Raw genomic sequence first — 17443 nt, forward strand, 5'->3', positions numbered from 1 at the left:
TCTGACGGCGACCAGGAATTTGAGGTTGTGGGTGAGGGGAGCGAGAGCAGAAGCAGTGATCCAGGCTTCTTCACAACCATACCCGGTGGGGAGGAGTGCACCATCAAAGCCGAGGGAATCTGCGGCCTGGGCGACGCTCTTGAGGTAGTGAAAATCGTTGGTGCGTTTCTGGTTGCTGCTGCCCAGGTGACGGCCATCGCCGCCGGTGGGAATGAACCAGAAAATCTCTGGAACGTTTTTGGCAGTTTGAGTGGTCATGAAGACTCCTTTAAACACACAGGTTTAAACACAGGGAGGGATGCTGCCGGTGAAGCACCGGGCGCTTGAGGTGAAGGTTAGAGTAGATTACAGAATTTGTCAACTATTGAACTGGAAAGCTGGCTTTTGAAGGGACCTGAGATCGAATTTTTTGCGCATCGTCAGCCAGAAAACCCAGATCTAGGTCGGAATTCCAGAAGTTGTACAGAAATCTTCTCTCTGGTACACCTGGATGCCTTGTTGATATATTTTGTAATCTTTACTAGGATTGAAAAGATTACAGATTCACACCAAAGGAGTTTCACCATGAGCAAACGCAAATTGGGCACACTTGAAGTCAGTCCGCTGGGCCTCGGCTGCATGGGCATGTCCCAGTCTTACGGCACCACCGACGATGCAGAATCTTTTCGCACCCTGGATCACGCCCTGGACCATGGCATCAACTTTCTGGACACTGCAGATGTGTACGGCCCACACACCAACGAAGAACTGCTGGGCAAATACCTGCAGGGCAAACGCGATCAGGTGGTGCTCGCCACCAAATTCGGCATTCACCGCACCCCCACCGAACACTTCGGCATCAATGGCAAACCCGAATATGTGAAGCAGGCCATCGAGGGCAGCCTGAAACGCCTGCAGACCGACTTCATCGATCTGTACTACCTGCACCGTGTGGACCCAAACACCCCCATCGAAGACACTGTGGAAGCCCTGGCCGAACTGGTGCAAGCTGGACTGATCCGTCACATTGGTCTGTCAGAAGTGTCTCCTGGGACCCTCAGGCGTGCGCATGCAGTGCATCCGATCACCGCCGTGCAAAGCGAATACTCCCTGTGGACCCGTGACCCCGAAGATGGACTGCTGGCCACCTTGAGGGAACTGGGCGTGGGTCTGGTGGCCTACAGCCCACTGGGACGCGGCTTCCTCACCGGAGCCTTCCAGAGCCCCGAGGATTTTGAACCCACCGACAACCGCCGCAACCACCCCCGCTTTCAGGGCGAGAACTTTTACAAGAACCTCGATCTGGCCCAGCGCATCCAGGACTTTGCCAGAGAGAAAGGGGCAACCCCGGCGCAAGTGGCGCTGGCATGGGTGCTGGCACAGGGGCAGGACATCGTGCCCATTCCCGGAACCAAACGGGTCAAATACCTCGCTGACAACCTCGGCAGCCTGAGTGTTCAGTTGACACAAGCTGAACTGGACGAACTGGACCGCATTGCACCTCTGGGCATTGCCTCAGGAGACCGCTACCCGGACATGAGCTCCATCAACCGCTAAAAGAGACCAGGCAACATTTTTTTCAGGGGAAGGCAGGTTAAGCTTCCCCTATGCGTGTTTTGCTTACAGGCTTTGAACCCTTCGGCGGGGAACAGATCAACCCCTCCTGGCTGGCCGTCCAGCGTGTCCCAGAACTTCTTCCAGATCTGGACATCGTGTGCCACCAGCTTCCCACCGTTTTTGGGGCAGCCCTGCAAGAACTGCGGGTCGCCATTGAGGACCACCATCCCCAGGTGGTGATCTGCACCGGACAGGCCGGAGGCAGGGTGTCCATCAGCCTGGAACGGGTGGCCATCAACCTGATGGATGCCCGCATCCCCGACAACGCAGGCCAGCAACCCCTGGATGAGGCCATCTTTGAAGATGCCCCCAGTGCCTACTTCACCACCTTGCCCATCAAGCGGCTCAGGCAGCGCCTGGCCCGGGAAGGCATTCCTGCAGAAATCAGCTACTCAGCAGGCACTTTCGTGTGCAACAACGTGTTTTATGGCCTGATGCACGACCTGCAGCTGCATTTTCCGGGTGTGATCGGAGGCTTTGTCCACGTTCCCTACCTGCCCGAACAGGTGGCCTCCAGAGGCTGGGAACCCAGCATGTCCCTCTCCACCATCGTGAAAGCCCTGGCGGTGCTGGCAGAAGAATGCAGCAAAAACCCCGAGGACATCGCTGCCTCCGGGGGAAACATCTGCTGATTTGGCAGGTGTCCAGCAAAGAAAAAATCTCCCCCTCGTCAGGGGGAGAAAAGCGCAGCGAAGAGGGGGTCATTCCCAGGAAATGTCAGGCAGTGTCAAAATCTGCTCAGGAGACAGATCCGAGAAAATCTGGTACTGGATGGTGTACTCACCGGGTTCCACATTCCCGAGCCTGAAGGTGTTGCCGCTCATTTCTGCATTGATGCCCTTGCTGGTCAGGTTGCTGCGGGTGGTGAAGGTGTCGCTCCTGGGCAGGGCGTCCACCAGGGTCAGGTTCTTGACGGCTTTCTCTACACTCAGGCTCAGGGTGATGTTGTAAGCCCGACCATCAAAACTCAGGGCTTTCTTGACCCGCACATGGCTGTTTTCCTGCTTGATGCCACTGATCACCAGGCTGAGGGGGCGCACCTGCACCACGTTGGTGGTGCTCAGGTTGCTGATGTCCAGTGCACCCGTGACATTGCCGTTGGCGCAGGCTTTTGCCACAAAGGACACGGTGAGCGGGCTGTCTGCAGAGAGGTTTCCTGATGTCTGGGTGGGTACACTGGCGGTGATGCCCTGGGGCAGGGTCACGTTCAGGGTGCTCTTGATGGGGTAGGGGAAGAGGGTCCGGGCAATGGCATTGATCTGGGTGTTGCCGCAGAAATCCACCACATCAGGACTGGTGGACACCAGCACATCGGTGTTGACCCGGTATTCCAGGGTCACGGTGTTCTCCTGCTCGATCACCACGGTTCCGGTCTGGGTGAAGGTGCTGGATCCGGGAATGTCCGTGGGAATCACGGTGTAGCTTCCGGGAGGCAGATTGATGCTGATGGGCGTTCTGGCGGTGATGCTGGAACTGCCTGCAGGACTGACCGGAGCATTGGGATTGTTTGGGTTGCTGGGATTGTTGGGGTTGTTCGGGTCGCCAGGGTTGTTTGGATTGTTTGGATTGTTTGGATTGTTTGGATTGTTCGAGTTGTTCGGGTTGTTCGGGTTGCTGGGGATGCTTCCTGAGGGGGGGTTGGTGGTGACCTGTGCGTTGCTGGGAATGCCACTCACCTGGAAGGGGATGCCGTTCAGGGGGATGCGGTTGTTGCCCAGCACGGCCACGGCATTCACTTTGAGCTTCCCCTCGTTCAGTTTGGCCACAAAGCGGATTTTGGCTGGAGCCTGATCCACACACACAGCGGTGCTGCTCTGCACATTGCCGGTGCCTTCCACGATGCTGGAACCCACCGGGATGTAGCTCTTGGGCAACACGGGAACAGAGCACCAGTTCTTGTTGTTGGTGAGGGTGTATCCGGCATTGGGAATGGGCCTGCCCTGGGGATCCACCACTTCCACGGTCACGGTGGGGGTGAGTTTCACTCCGGTTGGGGTGCTGAAGGGGGGCACAATCCCATTGAATGGAGCGTTGTTGACGGTCAGTTTCAGGTTGAAGGCGTTGGAATACTGGCTGGGTTTTTCGGGGATGCGGGCGTAGATGCTCCAGGTGCCCAGCAAATCCTGATTGACCTGGAAGCGGTCTGTAGCGCTCTTGCCGTTGTCAGAAGTGGTCAGGCGGTACCGCTTGCCGTCTGGGGCATCTGCGTAGAGTTCCAGATCTGCATTGCCGTCTCCGTCATAATTGATGATCTCGATTTCCCGACCCAGCATGAAATCCGGCACGTTCAATTGTGCGGCCAGCATGTACTGGTCAGGCTTGCCTCTGGCGTTGATGGTGAACTGGTCCGAAAGCAAATTGAGGCCACTGGCCAGACGCAGGGCGTAGGCGTTTTTGCCTTTTCCTTCGCTGTTGACCTTGAGGGTGTAGGTGCCTGCGGGCAGGGGCGTGCTGATCAGGCGTTCCCAGGTGTGGGCCAGGGTGTTTTCGTATCTGCGTTCAAAGACTTTCCCATTGGGTCCCGTGAGGGTGATGATCGAGGCAAAAGGCAGGTCTTTGCCGTAAATTTCATCTCCGTAATACCCGGTGGTGGCCCGGCCATTCACGTAATCGTTGAGGTTGAGGCCCGGAGAGTACACCTCAAGATTGATGGGCACGTTCTTTTGTTCATCCTGAATCACAAAGGTGTAGGTTTCCCCTCTGGTGATCCAGCCAAAACCATCTCCCACATTGACCAGGGGCAGGGTGCCTCCGGTTTGTGCCAGTGCCACAGAAGAGCAAATCAAACTGCCGATCAGGAATGTTTTCAGTCGCATATGCACCCATCTTAAAGTGTCCGCATACCCACTTTGTAAGAGGGAAAGGCCCAGCATGAGGAAAATGGGCATTCCTTCCCTGTAAATCAGGGTTTCTGGCTGTCACACAATCAAAAACGCTTTTTGAGGATTGGCTAAAGAATCCATTAAACTGCGCGAATACAACAGATGCTGGCACCTTCAGGGCTGTGGCCTTTTCACCGGCCTCATGGCATCATTTCCTGCCGGATTCGTCCCCCGGAAGCCAGAATCACTTTCAGGGTGCGGCCCTTTTTGCTCAGCACGATGCTGCCTGCAGCGAAGCCTGTTCCGGTCTGTGCCGGGAAGCCTTCCGGGGTCCAGACCAGATCGGTGGGCAGGTTTTCCTGGTATTGCAGGCCCCGGTAAGGGGCGGTTTCCCAGCGGTCCAGATGGTTATGCGAGGAGCAACTGCCAGTGTGGTCTGCATCCAGGCAACTCTGGATGCCTGCAGCCTCAAAATGCAGCACCACAGGTGTGTTGCGCTTGATGGCTTCCAGCCGGTTTTTTTGCAGAAAAACCTGCAGTTCATTGCCTGCCCGGACCAGCAGCATGCGGTCTGGACTGGTTCTCAATCCCATGATCAGCAGGGCCACGGCCAGGATGCCCAGCACCGTGAGCATTTCAAGTAAAGTCACACCAGAAGTTTTCACCCCTCCAGATTTTCAGACTGGAAGGGTGAATGTTGTGCGGGTGAGCAGTTTTCAGGGTTTGCCCTGAGGAGGGCAGGGGATTTCACTTGCCAAAGAACTCCGGGAGGTCTGCGCTGGAAATCAGGATGTCCCGTGGTTTGGAGCCCTGGTGTTTGCTGACAATGCCCATGGCTTCCAGCATGTCCATCAGCTTGCCTGCACGGGCGTGGCCCACGCTCAGGCGGCGTTGCAGGCGGGACACGCTGCCCTGGCCTTCTTCAATGCAAATCTCTGCAGCCTGACGCAGCAGGGGATCGGAGAAATCCATCGGGCCATTGGCTTTGGGGCCTCCACCCGCTTCATCCACACCATCGAAATCGGTGCCATAAGACTCCCCGAACCAGTCCTCGAAGAACTGGCGGCGCAGGTAGTCGTTGATGCGCACGGTTTCGCCTTCAGAGATGTAGGGACCTTGCAAACGCACAGGCTTGACCAGCCCGGGCTGATAGAACAGCATGTCACCCTGACCGGTCAGGCGTTCGGCACCAGTGTTGTCCAGGATGGTGCGGGAATCGTGGCTGCTGGACACCGCAAAGGCAATGCGGGCAGGCACGTTCACCTTGATCAGGCTGGTCAGGATGTCCACACTGGGGCGCTGGGTGGCCAGCACAAGGTGCATTCCGGTGGCGCGGGCCATCTGGGCCAGCCGCATGATGGAGCTTTCCACTTCTTTGGGGCTGGTGATCATCAAATCTGCCAGCTCGTCAATGATGATCACCATGTAAGGCAGTTCCGGGTCGCCAATCTGACGCATCTTGGCGTTGTACTGTTCCAGGTTCTTGGCCCCGACCTGGCTCATCATCTTGTATCGCCGTTCCATGTGGGCCACGGTTCCCAGCAGCACCCCGGCGGCATCTGCAGGATTGGTGACCACCGGACGGATCAGGTGGGGAATCCCGTCGTAGGGGGTCAGTTCCACCATCTTGGGGTCGATCATCACAAAACGCAGTTCCTGGGGCAGGTACCGGTAGAGCAGGCTCACAATCAGGGTGTTCACGCACACCGATTTCCCGGACCCCGTGGATCCTGCAATCAAGAGGTGGGGCATGCGGGCCAGATCCCCCACGTACATCTCGCCATCAATGCTTTTGCCCAGCACGATGGGCAATTTGGCCTTGGAATCACTGAAAGCCTTGGAGGCAATGGCCGCATGGAAGGTGATGGGTTCCCGTTCAGCATTGGGCACTTCCAGACCGATCACGCTCTTGCCTGGAACGGGGGCTTCCACACGCACGCCCCCCACGGCCAGTGCCCGTGCAAGGTCATTGCTCAGGCCTGAAATGCGGGAAATCTTCTCTCCGGGAGCAGGTTCAATTTCATAACGGGTGACCGTGGGTCCACGGGCAAAATCCGTCACGCGGGCCTGCACCTTGAACTCAGAAAGGGTCTGGTTGATCAAATCTGCCCGTTCTCTGGCCATCTGGTCCAGAATGCGGCGGTCCTGGTGGGTGTTGGGGATGGGATCCAGCAGATCCGGTTCGGGCCGGGTGGCAGGAATGGCACCGACCGTGGGCTGGGGGTCCCGCAGGCTGGCTCTGGTCTGCTCGGGTTCCAGAGGGTTGGAGGCTTCGGTGTCTTTGGTTTCTTCAGGGTCCAGCCAGGGGGCCGGATCCGGGTCAGGCAGGGCAGACGCAGAACGGTTCTGGGTGGGAACAGGAGCAGGCATGGGATCTGCAGGCACAGGAGTTGGATCTTCAAAAGTGAAATCCAGGCTGCTGAAGTCCAGATCGAATTCCACATTCTCTGCCACTTCATTTCTGGCTGCAGGAACGGCGGGAGAGCCTTGCAGGTTTTCCAGGCTCTTTTGCCACCAGCCAATTTCACGCAGGGTTTTCTTGAAATTCTGGGTGAGTTTCTTGGCCAGTTCGCTGTCCAGCACCAGACCCTGGGCATGGGCGGCCACCTCCACCAGAAAATCCATCCAGGGCAGGAAGATGTCCACCTGCAGTTGCCATGCAGCCACGGCCTTGCTGGTCTGCTTCCAGGACAGCAAACGGCTTTCCTGCTGGGACAGCACCTGCCTGAGGTGGTGGGATTTCACCTGACCCGAAAGGGTTTTGACGTTCTGGTCTCGCTCCCGGTTCATCTTGCGGATGGTGTTCAGCAGCTCTGCATATTCCCGGTTGAGCTGGGTGCGGTGCCCTTCCATCAGCTGAGCGCTTTGCAGCTCCAGACGCAGGGGGCGTTCCAGTTCATGGGGAAGCTCGGGAAGCGGATATTCTTCTTCTTGCAGCTTCTCGGTGATGTCATGGGCTTTCTTGGTGGAGAAATCCTGCAACAAATCATGGGTGTTGCTGAGTTCCTCTTCCAGCTGCAGTTTTTCTTCTGGGGTGAAATCCGGGATGTTGACTTTGGCTTTCCTGAGGGTGCCCAGCCAGACCTTGAGTTCCTGTGAGGTGGGATACAACCCCATCAGCGCTTCGAGTTCCTGCTCCTGGGCGCGCAATTTGCTGTAAAGCTTGCGCTGCTGGGAATTCAATTCGGTGGTCTGGGCAAGACCCATCACCTGGGTGGTGACCAGCCGGAAAAACACAATCAGCAAACTGAATGGAGGAAGCAAAAGCAACACTTCTGCCCCCAGGGTCAACCCAATCAGGGGAAGCAGCAAACCCCCCCAGCTGATGCTTTTGCGGATGGGCTCGGTGAGGTACCCCAGCCACTGTCCTCCAGACAGCGGATCGATGATGTTGCTGGCCAGCAATCCTGAAATGAGCAAGATCACACTGGCGATCACAGGGCGAGAAATGCTTTTGGGGCTCTTCTCCATGAACAACAGCACCCCATACACGATGGGGTACAGGGGAATGGCATATGCGGCCCAGCCCAGGTTGTCTTTGAGGTAATCCCGGACAGAGGTTCCCAGTCCTCCGGTGTACTGACTGGGAGCATAAATGCACAGCATGCAGAAGAGCGCGACGGCAAAAAGCACCAGCCCGTACACCTCATGGTTGCCGGGATTGACAGGCACTTTCTTGCTTTTGCTGGCGGATTTTATGCGTTTGGTCACGTCTCAAGAATAGCATGCTGCACACCTTCATGGATTTGAGCATCATGCTTTGGTGAGTGTGATGTGGGTGTATGGGCAGAAGGCAGAAAGCAGAAGGCCAAAAACACTTCAAAGTCCATGCTCTTGCTGGTTTTCTTCTTTTGTCTGCCCTTTTTCTCAAGCCTAATGAGGTGCATTCGTGACCCAGCCCAGCAATCTGAACTGGGCTGCACTACTGGGTCATCCACAACAATTCATGGGGATCAGATTGTTGCCTTCAGCCTTCTGCTTTCCGCCTTCTGCCTGCTACCATAAACCTGTGAAAGAGCTGTTCTCCGACCTGTGGCGCATTGCCAAAATTTTCTTCATGTCTGCTGCGGTGCCCGTGGCGCTGTACTTGCTGCTTTTGTGGGCAGGGGTTCTCAAGTAGCTGTCAAGCAGGGAAAACCCCAAAAGTGTGACTTGTTAAGGAAAAAGACAGGTTTTTTCCTGCACAATGAAAACATCAAGGTCCAGGATGCGTTGCAGGGCTCTTCGGTGATCCCCTCGCTTCATCCAGACCCGAATGGTTCAGGGAGGTGGGCTGTGATCCTGCGTATTCCAGAAGTGCTGTGGAAAGAACTGTGGTCCCATGCATTCAGAGATGCCCCCAGAGAATGCGTGGGCCTCCTGGCTGGAGTGGGAAATCTGGTCCAGGCGGTGTACCCCCTGATCAATGTGGCCCCGGACCCCACCCGAAATTATTTTGCCGATCCTCAACGCCTCCTGCGGGCCATGAAAGTCATGCAATCCGAAGGACTGGAACTGCTGGGCATCTACCACTCCCACCCTCAGGGTCCCAGTGTCCCCAGCATGACCGATGTGCGCAATGCCGAATACGACGTGCCTTACCTGATCCTCAACCTCCGGGAAGGAGAAATTGGAGCTTACCTGCTGCCCAGCCAGGAGCAGGTGGTGGTGCAGGTGGCCTGAAGCAGCACCACTGCAGAAAAAGAGAGAAGGGAGACCTGAATTTCAGGTCTCCCTTCTGGTTTTGAGCAGGTTGTTTTTGAGCAGGTCATTGCTGTGCAGCAGTCAGCGGAGACAGCACCCGACGCACCCCCACCACCCGTCTGGCGTAATAGGTGTTGGTGATGTCATCAATGGACACCCGTTCCAGATAGCTGTTTGCATGAATGAACTGGTTGTCTCCCAGGTAAATGCCCACATGGGACACCCCGTGCCCCAGGGTGTCAAAAAAGATCAAATCGCCTTCTTTCAGGTCCGAACGGTCCACCACTTCACCAATCTGGGATTGTTCCATGCTGGTTCTGGGGAGTTGAACGCCTGCCTGCTGCATCACCAGCAAGGTGAATCCACTGCAGTCCAGCCCCTTGTCGGGGTTTGCGCCCCCATAAACATAAGGGATGTTCAGCAGGCTCATGGCGTAATCCCGCCAGGGGTTGGGGGTGGCGCCCACAATGTTCACCAGACTGGAAGGCTCAGGAATGCTCTTGATGGTGCTGGGCAAAATCAGCACCTGTCCCACCCTCAGGTTGGTGTCGGTCAGGCTGTTGGCCTCTTGCAATGCCCCCACAGTGGTGGAATACTTGCGGGCCAGCACGCTGAGGGTGTCTCCTTTTTGCACAATGTGCCGTTCAGGGTTGCTGACCGGGGCAATCACCACAGCATTGTCCACCACCTGCACAGGTTTGATGGTCATCTGATCTGCTTCAGCAGGTTTGAGGGTGGAGGCCACTTTTACAGGCTCTCTGGCTGCTTCTTTTACAGGTTCTTTTGCAGGCTCTTTGCTGGAAGCTTTGACGTCTTCGATGACTGCCGGGGTTTTGACCATGACAGGATCGGAGGCAGGCGTGGGAACAGGTTGCACCCTGGCAATCAATTGCAGGGACTGACCCACCCCCAGTGTGCTGCTGTCCAGGGCATTCCAGGCCATCAACTCATCCACAGTGACCTCAAATCTGCGGGCCAGTGCATAAAGGGTGTCTCCCCGTTCCACCACATAAGTGATGGCTCCGCTCAGCACAGGTTTGACCTTTGCTTCTTTGGGTTCGGCTTTGAGGGGTTCGGTTTTGGGTGGTTCAGTGGTTTTTGCTGTTTCGGTTTTGAGGGGTTCAGTCTTTGCTGATCCCGATTTTGTTGTTTCAGCTGTGCTGGTTTTGACTGGGGTTTTGGTTGATTCGACTTTGACCGGTTCGGTTTTTGCTGTCTCGGTTTTTAGGACTTCAGTCTTTGTTGGCTCGGTTTTGCTGGTGGTAACGGGGGTCTTTGCAGTTTCGGTCTTGTTGGTTGTTTTGGTTTCAGCTGTGCTGGTTTTGACTGGGGTTTTGGTTGTTTCAACTTTGACCGGTTCGGTTTTTGCTGTCTCGGCCTTGCTGGGGGTTTTCACCACGTCAGATTTGACCCCTTGTGTTTTGCTGCCAGAAGATGCTTTGACTTCATTCTTGACACTGGTTTTGACTGGATCGGTTTTTGCAGCTTCGGTTTTGCTGGATTCAGTCTTTGCGGTCTCGGTTTTGCTGGGGCTTCTGTCTGCAGTGCTGGTTGCAGGAGCACCTGGTCCAGAATTTCCTGCATCTCCCTGCAGTTTCAACACCTGACCAATGGCAATTTCATTGCTGGTCAGGGTGTTCCAGCGTTTGAGGTCTTCCAGTTTGATGCCGTATTTTCTGGCAATGCCAAACAGGGTTTCCTGTCTGGCCACAATGTGTTCTTTTGGGGCCGGGGAAAGGGTTTTGACTTCTGGAGTGACCTTGATGTCGGTTTTGATGTCGGATTTGATGTCGGGTTTGGTTTCGATTTTGACATCAGGCACCTGCAGGACCTGTCCAAGGGCAATGTTTGGTGCGTCTAAATGGTTCAGTTTCATGAGTTCTTCGACACTCAGGCCGAAGCGTCTTGAGAGGCTGTAAAGTGTATCGTTCTTCTGAACGGTATAACTGCCCGCCTGGGCGGCGGAGAGCAACAAAAGAACACCCAAAACACTGAGGTTGGAACGCATGACCTTCCCATCATAACCAGAGAAAGATGTTGAGAAGATGTGAGGTTTTCATGATGCCTCATAGTATTAAGGGTTGCATTTGTCAGGAGATTCATCTTTGTGACTGTCAAAGTTTAAGCCAGCATGCTTAGTCAGAGGTTGTGCAGGACGGGCTTATGATGACCTTATGAATGGCTTGCAGCAGTGGCAGAAACGCACTTTTCAGGCCCTGGTTCACACCGATTTCAGGGTGTACTGGTACTCCCAGATCCTGAGTTTGCTGGCCAGCTGGATTCAGACCACCGCCCTGTCTTATCTGGTTCTGGAACTGACCTCGTCCAGTCAGGTGCTGGGATGGGTCAATGTGGTGCAGTTCACCCCGACCCTGCTGTTTTCGCTGTTTGCTGGAGCATTGCTGGACCGCATTTCCAAGAAAGCTGTTTTGCAGGGCACGCAGGTGGCTTTCATGCTGATTGCAGTGGTGTCCGGGTTGCTGATTCACAGCGGCTCCATCACCCTGCCCCTGATTTTTGTGATGTCTGCCCTTTCCGGGTTCACCAATGCTTTTAACATGCCTGCTCGCCAGTCCCTGCTGGCCGAATTTGTGCCCAGAGAAGCCCTGCCCAATGCGGTGGCCCTCAACAGCCTGGCGTTCAACACCTCCAGAACCATCGGTCAGGCGCTGTTTGGTCTGGTGGTGCCGCTGGGGGTCTATTTGCTGGCTGGAGGGGATGAGCATGACCTCAGCCGACTGGCTTTTCCTTTCTACCTGAACGCCGTGACGTTTCTGGCGGTGATGTTCATTCAGGCACAACTGCACTGGAAGGACCCCGAACCCCAGATCCAGCAGGGCATGCTGGGCCGCATTGCCGAGGGACTGCGGTACGTGAAATCCAGCCCTAAAGTGAAATTCATTATGCTTTTGATTGGGGTGGTCTCCATCACGGTGATCAACTTCAACATCCTGATTCCCTACTTTGCCAAACAGGTGTTTCACCTCAGGGAAGCGGCTTTTGGGGGCCTCAGTGCGGCTTTCGGTGTCGGTTGCATGATGGGTGCCCTCTGGCAGGCCAGCAAACCCAGACCCGAGCGCAACCTCAGGTATGCAGCTGTGGCGTTGCCTTTCACCAACATGCTTTTTGCCCTCAGCCCCAACCTGATGCTGGCTGCAGGTGCACTGGTGCTCTGCGGCTTTGCCATGATGAGCTGTCTGGTCAGCGCCAACAGCATGATCCAGCTTTCCATTCCCCATGAACTGCGGGGCCGGGTGATGAGCCTCTACACCACCGTGCTGGTGGGCACGGCGCCCATTGGATCGGCGCTGGAAGGCTATGTCATTGCCACCAACGGTCCGTTTGGACCGCATCTGGGTGTGATGGTCCTCAGCTCCATTGGCTTTTTGCTGGTGGGATGGTTGCTGTACAGTTACCGTCAGGCTCTGAAATAAGCTTTGAACCAACAAAGAAAAAGCCCCCAGTCTGGGGGCAGGCTCAAATGGACTCAAACAAATAAAGGGTTGTCGTCTTCATCCCGGTCCACCTCATCGGGATGCTTCCGTTTCAGGAAGAACAGGGCGACAATCACTCCAGCAATCACGCCAAGCACCACGGCGGTCACGACAGAGCCCGTGTAATTGCGTTTGCGTGCAGGGGTCGCACGGGTTTCACTGTTTTCTGTCATGGTCTCATTTTAACAGGTGTGAATGAAAGGAGGCAAAGATGCCGAGGGCCCAGAGCCGAGAGCCGAGGGCAAGTGGTAAAGCACCGGCTCCAGCTTTGAGTTGTCTGTTTTGCTCTACCCGCTTGATTGGAGTGGAGCACGTCCCGTCTCAACACTTTCCCTTGACAGTCTGAGCTTCAGAATTTACGGGGCTCTGGGCTCTGGGCCCTCGGCACCTTCAAAACGGCCACTTCCACGGGATGATCACCATCCCCAACACAAACGCCAGCAGCGTCAGGGGCAAACCCACTTTTACAAAATCCATGAACTTGTAGCGTCCAGGACCGAACACCAGCAGGCTGGCGGGCTCCAGGGGGGTGATGAAGCTGTTGCTGGCGGCAATGGTGATGGCAATGGCGAAGGTGCGGGGGTTGTAACCCAGTTCGCTGGCCACCCCGAGGGCCAGGGGCAGCACCACCAGTGCAGCGGCCTGGTTGGACATGGGCTGGGTCAGCACCACCGTCAGCAGGTAGAACGCAGCCAGAATGCCGTAAGGTCCGAGAGGTCTCACCCAGTCTGCCAGCAGACCTGCGATGGCTTTTGCCGTTCCAGTGTCCTGAAAAGCCACCCCGAAAGCCAGCATGGCTGCAATCAGGGCCAGCACCGGCCATTCGATGGTGCTGTAGCTTTCTTCAGGAGAGATGACCCGGAAAATCAACATCACCACCACGCTGATCAAAATGGCAGAGGAGAAGGGCATCCACCCGAAAGCGCCCATCAGGATGGGGAACAGAAAACCCAGCACAGCCAGAGGGGCTTTGCGGTGTTCCCGCACGGTTTCGGAGACATCATCGATCAGCACGAAATTGCTTTTCAGACGCTCGGCCTGCTCCGGGGTGCCCTGCACCAGCAGGACATCTCCCACCTGGAAGCGGGTGCGGGCCACCGGAGCAATCACGGTTTTTTGCAGGCGGTGAAAACCCAGCACGGTGCAGCCGTATTTTTCCCGGAACCCATGTTCTTTGAGGGTGCGGCCCAGCAGGGGAGAGCGGGGCATCACCAGCAATTCCACCAGTTTCAGGGAGCTGGGGCTGGCGTTTTCTTCGGCTTTGGTGACCAGGCCCAGGGCGGATTTGGCCCGCATCAGGTTGGCACTGCTGCCTTCCAGCAGCAAAGTGTCTCCAGTCAGGATCACAAAACCAGAGCCTGGAGACTGGATCAGGTGGTCCCCCCGCCGGACCGCCAGCACCCACAACTGGTAGGTTTCTCCCAGACCGGTTTCCCGCAGGGTTTTCTGGTGGTAGGGGTGTCCTTCTGGCAGGGTCAGGTCTGCCAGATAATCCCGCAGCTGGTAATTGACATCAATGTCGGTGCTGCGTTCTGGCAGCAAACGTGGAGCCACAAACCACAGGTAGGCCAGTCCCAGCAGGGTCATGGGCACCCCGATCCAGGCCAGCTCAAAGAAAGCAAAGGGTTTTTGCTGGAATTTGGGCAGGATTCCGGAAACCACCAGGTTGGTGCTGGTCCCAATCACCGTGATGGTGCCTCCCAGAATGCTGGCAAAGGCCAGAGGCATCAGGGTTTTGGAGGGGTTGAGGTTCAATTTGTGGGTCAGGCTGAGCATGAATGGCAAAAAAACGGCGGCGGTGGCGGTGTTGGAGACAAAACCAGAAACGGCTGCAATCACGGCCAGCATCAGGCGCAGCACCCATTTGACCCGCTTCCCCAGGTGTTTTTGCAAGGCCGTGCCGATGCCTTCGATCACCCCGGTTTTCAGCAGGGTGCGGGTCAGCACAAAGAGACCTGCAATCACCACCACGGTTTCAGACCCGAAAGTCTGAAAGGCCTCTTGGGGTTTGATCAGGCCAAAAACGATCAGAAGGGCCAGGATCAGCAGTGCGGTGACATCCACGGCCAGCAGTTCAAAAGAAAAAAACACCAGTGCCACCACCAGCAGCACCAGCATCAGGAGTTGTTCTGTGGTCATTCCGTTCCTTTCGGGAAAGTGGCCCGGGTTTGCTGGTCCAGGCCACTTCCTGAGGTTCAGGCACCAACGAGTTTGATCAATGCCCTTTTCAGCACTTCAATGGCTTTTTCGTATTCTGCAAGTTCAAGGTGTTCAAACGGTGTGTGATCCAATCCAGAGTCTCCCGGACCGTAAGCCACCATGGGGGCATCCCAGTGGGGGGCCACCACGTTCATGTCGCTGGTGCCGGTTTTGACTTTGAATTTGGGGGTGCCGCCCATCTCGCGAATGGCGATGCGCAAAGCGCGGCTGATGGGGGTGTCTTTTTCTCCCCGGTAGGGCACTTCATGGCCCATGAAATTCAGGTGCATTCCAGGAAGGCGGTGCTCAAAAATCTGGTGCTGGGCTTCAGTGGGATGGAGTCCCGGAGGAAGCCTGAGGCCGATGGTGGCGCGGGCCACCTGTTCCATGCCGTCTGCGTCTCCATGAATGCTTTGCACCATCACCGAGATGGTGTTGAAGGCCCCTGTGGCGTTGTGTTTTTCACCCCAGTCCTGTGCCCACTTTTTCACGCGGGTGCAGAACTCCACCACATCGTCAGAAGCACTGGTGCCGTCTCCAGCGGTGTGAAAGTTGTCTTTGGTGATTTCTGCTTTGCAGATCAGGCGGCCTTTGTACCCCAGCGTAATTGCATCCCAGGCGCTGGGCTCCCCAATGAAAATGAAATCCGGCTGGTGCTGTGTGACCGCATGTCTGGCCCCTCTGGAGGTGGGGGCCTCTTCCTCGGTGGCTCCGACGCACACAAAGCGGGCTTTTTGCAGGGCATTTTCGGGAAGCTGTTGAACGGCGCTGACAAAGGTGCAGAAGCTGCCTTTGGCATCCACGGAACCGCGCCCGTACAGTTTGCCGTCTTCAATTCGCACCTGAATGTCTCCAGGAACCGTGTCGATGTGCCCCAGCAGCACCACGGTCAGGGGACCGGAGCCACGCATTCCGACCGCACTGCCAGAAACATCCACCTGGGTGTTGTTAAAGCCGTTTTTGGACATGTAATCGGCCAGATAATGGGCCACTTCGGATTCATGGTAGGACACGCTGGGAATGGCCACAGCGTGCCTGAGCAGCTCGATGCTCATTTTCTCTCCTGCTGGTCAATCAGCACCCGCAACACTTCGCTGAGCACCAGCACCACCAGGGCCAGGAAGATGCTGGACACGAACATCCACACCGACTGGATCAAAAGGGCATGGTTGTCGGTGTATTGCAAGCCTCCGAACACTGCGCCCACCAGCACGATCAAGAGGGACAGCAGTTTGAAGCGCCCGATCAGGGTGCGGGCTTCTGACTGCAGGTTTGGACGGGAAATTTCAGCTTCTTCGGGTTCAACCTCAACGGCTTTTGGCGCAGGCTGGGGTCTGGGAGCCGGGGTGGGCTTGGGTTTGCTTTGTTTTGGCGCAGGGGTGGGTTTGGGGGCAGCAGCAGGTTTCTGTGTGGCCTGCACTGCTTTTTGTTTGGACTCGGAGACCAGGGGTTTGAGGCCTTCAAAAAATTGCTTCAGGTCGGTGGCCTGAAAGCCCTGCACCGACACCGAGAGGGCGTCCTGTCCTCCGGCCTGAATTTTGAGGAGCCCCTGTGCATCAATGTTGATTTTGCTGATTTTGGACAGTGGGATGCGCTGTGCCCTGCGCCCATCCAGATAAACAAGTTCATCAGAAGAAGCTGCCAGCACCGCCTGAGGGCTGTCTGCCCGCAGGTTTGCTGCAATGCCCTCTTCTTTCAAACGTTCGTCCCAGTTCATGTGACCTCCACAATACTGATACAGCATAGTGCATCTGTGTGGGTTTTCCAGCGAAAAACCCTTACAACTTTACGATCTGGCAGTGTTATAACCAAACCATGAAACGCCTCGGACACCGCGGAACCCCCCGAACCCACCGTGAGAACACCCTCGAAGGCTTCCAGAACGCCCTGATTTGTGGTCTGGATGGCATCGAACTGGACACCCAGCCCACCCGTGACGGCCAGATGGTGGTGTTTCACGATGAGCACCTGCCCGATGGTCGCCTGCTGGCCTCTTTGACCTGGCAGGAGATCCAGCAGGAATTCCCTTTTGTCCCCTTGCTCTCCGATGTGCTGGGCTGGGCAAAAGACCACCCAGGTTTTCTGATCAACGTCGAACTGAAAAACGACTCCAACGTCTCTGATGGTCGGGAAAAACACCTGATGGAAGTGCTGAAAAAATACGGCATGCACGAGCAAATGGTGATCAGCAGCTTCAATCCCATCAGCCTGGTGCGGCTGTACGCCCTGGACAGCAGTTACCGTCTGGGCTTCCTGTATGACGGCGAGCACGGTCTGGAATGGCTGGCCACCGTGGGTCTGCATTTGCCCCTCTACAGCTTGCACCCCCACCACACCCAGGTGACGGAAGACCTGCTGTCAGCAGCCCGCAACAACAAAAAACAGGTTTTCACCTGGACGGTGAATGACCTGGCTCTGATGCAAAAATTCAAGGCCTGGGGCCTGGATGCTGTGATCGGGGATGTGCCGGAGGTGCTTCTGGGAGAGGGGTGAGATCCTCCCGCACCTCGCTTTAACGAAGGGGGGTGGTTCTTGTTTGAGGTTGCTGAGGGTGAGATTTCCCTGCTCCTGATCAACGCAGCAAAGGCTTTGTCATCCACAAGAAAATCCATCCTTGCAACGCAAAGGGCGCAGCACGTTCTCTTGTAC

General features: G+C 56.1%; 14 protein-coding genes. 5 read left to right on the forward strand and 9 right to left on the reverse strand.

Annotation, left to right across the window (positions count from 1 at the left end; all coding sequences use genetic code 11):
* A partial coding sequence (locus tag IEY52_RS26650; protein WP_229684729.1) for an LLM class flavin-dependent oxidoreductase occupies window positions 1–258 on the reverse strand: 258 nt, incomplete at its 3' end.
* Between the two features lie 306 nt (window positions 259–564).
* Here IEY52_RS26650 and IEY52_RS10680 point away from each other — a divergent pair.
* Entirely contained in the window at window positions 565–1536 is a 972-nt protein-coding gene (locus IEY52_RS10680; RefSeq protein WP_189002667.1) for an aldo/keto reductase, read from the forward strand.
* A gap of 50 nt (window positions 1537–1586) precedes the next feature.
* The gene (gene pcp / locus IEY52_RS10685; RefSeq protein ID WP_189002668.1) at window positions 1587–2228 is read left to right on the forward strand and encodes a pyroglutamyl-peptidase I; all 642 of its coding nucleotides are present in this window, start codon (window positions 1587–1589) and stop codon (window positions 2226–2228) included.
* A 69-nt stretch (window positions 2229–2297) separates the two neighbouring features.
* On the opposite strand, the gene IEY52_RS10690 is transcribed toward pcp, so the two are convergent.
* From IEY52_RS10690 to IEY52_RS10700, 3 genes are all read right to left on the reverse strand, one after another.
* A complete protein-coding gene (locus IEY52_RS10690) occupies window positions 2298–4412 on the reverse strand; it encodes a hypothetical protein (protein ID WP_189002669.1) in 2115 nt (704 codons plus the stop codon).
* 206 nt (window positions 4413–4618) lie between these two features.
* A complete protein-coding gene (locus tag IEY52_RS10695; RefSeq protein ID WP_189002670.1) occupies window positions 4619–5068 on the reverse strand; it encodes a GspH/FimT family pseudopilin in 450 nt (149 codons plus the stop codon).
* A gap of 97 nt (window positions 5069–5165) precedes the next feature.
* Window positions 5166–8129 carry an FtsK/SpoIIIE family DNA translocase gene (locus IEY52_RS10700; RefSeq protein WP_189002671.1) on the reverse strand — a complete coding sequence of 988 codons (2964 nt, stop codon included), beginning with the start codon at window positions 8127–8129 and terminating at the stop codon, window positions 5166–5168.
* Window positions 8130–8693: 564 nt separating this feature from the next.
* Between IEY52_RS10700 and IEY52_RS10705 the strand changes: the two genes are divergently transcribed.
* Window positions 8694–9080, forward strand: a complete 387-nt coding sequence (locus tag IEY52_RS10705) for a M67 family metallopeptidase (RefSeq protein ID WP_189002672.1) — start codon at window positions 8694–8696, stop codon at window positions 9078–9080.
* Between the two features lie 85 nt (window positions 9081–9165).
* Here the strand turns inward: IEY52_RS10705 and IEY52_RS10710 are convergent, their stop codons facing one another.
* Complete coding sequence (locus tag IEY52_RS10710) at window positions 9166–11109, reverse strand: LysM peptidoglycan-binding domain-containing protein (protein WP_189002673.1); 1944 nt, start codon at window positions 11107–11109, stop codon at window positions 9166–9168.
* A gap of 166 nt (window positions 11110–11275) precedes the next feature.
* Here IEY52_RS10710 and IEY52_RS10715 point away from each other — a divergent pair, with 166 nt between their 5' ends.
* Window positions 11276–12535 carry an MFS transporter gene (locus IEY52_RS10715; protein WP_189002674.1) on the forward strand — a complete coding sequence of 420 codons (1260 nt, stop codon included), beginning with the start codon at window positions 11276–11278 and terminating at the stop codon, window positions 12533–12535.
* 53 nt (window positions 12536–12588) lie between these two features.
* On the opposite strand, the gene IEY52_RS10720 is transcribed toward IEY52_RS10715, so the two are convergent.
* The 4 genes from IEY52_RS10720 to IEY52_RS10735 all read right to left on the reverse strand — a co-directional run bounded on the left by IEY52_RS10720 (window position 12589) and on the right by IEY52_RS10735 (window position 16511).
* Window positions 12589–12768, reverse strand: coding sequence for a hypothetical protein (locus IEY52_RS10720; protein WP_189002675.1), 180 nt, complete (start codon window positions 12766–12768; stop codon window positions 12589–12591).
* A gap of 217 nt (window positions 12769–12985) precedes the next feature.
* Window positions 12986–14734, reverse strand: a complete 1749-nt coding sequence (locus IEY52_RS10725; protein ID WP_189002676.1) for an SLC13 family permease — start codon at window positions 14732–14734, stop codon at window positions 12986–12988.
* Window positions 14735–14790: 56 nt separating this feature from the next.
* Window positions 14791–15849: a [LysW]-lysine hydrolase gene (locus IEY52_RS10730; protein ID WP_189002677.1), complete on the reverse strand. Its 1059-nt coding sequence runs from the start codon at window positions 15847–15849 to the stop codon at window positions 14791–14793.
* Window positions 15846–16511: a hypothetical protein gene (locus IEY52_RS10735; RefSeq protein WP_189002678.1), complete on the reverse strand. Its 666-nt coding sequence runs from the start codon at window positions 16509–16511 to the stop codon at window positions 15846–15848. The genes IEY52_RS10730 and IEY52_RS10735 overlap by 4 nt, the downstream gene beginning before the upstream one ends.
* 98 nt (window positions 16512–16609) lie before the next feature.
* On the opposite strand from IEY52_RS10735, the gene IEY52_RS10740 reads away from it, so the two are divergent.
* On the forward strand, window positions 16610–17287 hold the full coding sequence (locus IEY52_RS10740) for a glycerophosphodiester phosphodiesterase (protein WP_189002679.1): 678 nt from the start codon (window positions 16610–16612) through the stop codon (window positions 17285–17287).
* The last annotated feature ends 156 nt before the right edge of the window (window positions 17288–17443 follow it).

Source organism: Deinococcus roseus (genome assembly GCF_014646895.1).
GTDB lineage: Bacteria > Deinococcota > Deinococci > Deinococcales > Deinococcaceae > Deinococcus_C > Deinococcus_C roseus.

Excerpts from the sequence above, each read along its gene's own strand:
- IEY52_RS10680 (WP_189002667.1), top strand. The coding sequence starts at position 565 with ATGAGCAAACGCAAATTGGGCACACTTGAAGTCAGTCCGCTGGGCCTC.
- pcp (WP_189002668.1), top strand. The coding sequence starts at position 1,587 with ATGCGTGTTTTGCTTACAGGCTTTGAACCCTTCGGCGGGGAACAGATC.
- IEY52_RS10690 (WP_189002669.1), bottom strand. The coding sequence starts at position 4,412 with ATGCGACTGAAAACATTCCTGATCGGCAGTTTGATTTGCTCTTCTGTG.
- IEY52_RS10710 (WP_189002673.1), bottom strand. The coding sequence starts at position 11,109 with ATGCGTTCCAACCTCAGTGTTTTGGGTGTTCTTTTGTTGCTCTCCGCC.
- IEY52_RS10715 (WP_189002674.1), top strand. The coding sequence starts at position 11,276 with ATGAATGGCTTGCAGCAGTGGCAGAAACGCACTTTTCAGGCCCTGGTT.
- IEY52_RS10720 (WP_189002675.1), bottom strand. The coding sequence starts at position 12,768 with ATGACAGAAAACAGTGAAACCCGTGCGACCCCTGCACGCAAACGCAAT.
- IEY52_RS10725 (WP_189002676.1), bottom strand. The coding sequence starts at position 14,734 with ATGACCACAGAACAACTCCTGATGCTGGTGCTGCTGGTGGTGGCACTG.
- IEY52_RS10730 (WP_189002677.1), bottom strand. The coding sequence starts at position 15,849 with ATGAGCATCGAGCTGCTCAGGCACGCTGTGGCCATTCCCAGCGTGTCC.
- IEY52_RS10735 (WP_189002678.1), bottom strand. The coding sequence starts at position 16,511 with ATGAACTGGGACGAACGTTTGAAAGAAGAGGGCATTGCAGCAAACCTG.
- IEY52_RS10740 (WP_189002679.1), top strand. The coding sequence starts at position 16,610 with ATGAAACGCCTCGGACACCGCGGAACCCCCCGAACCCACCGTGAGAAC.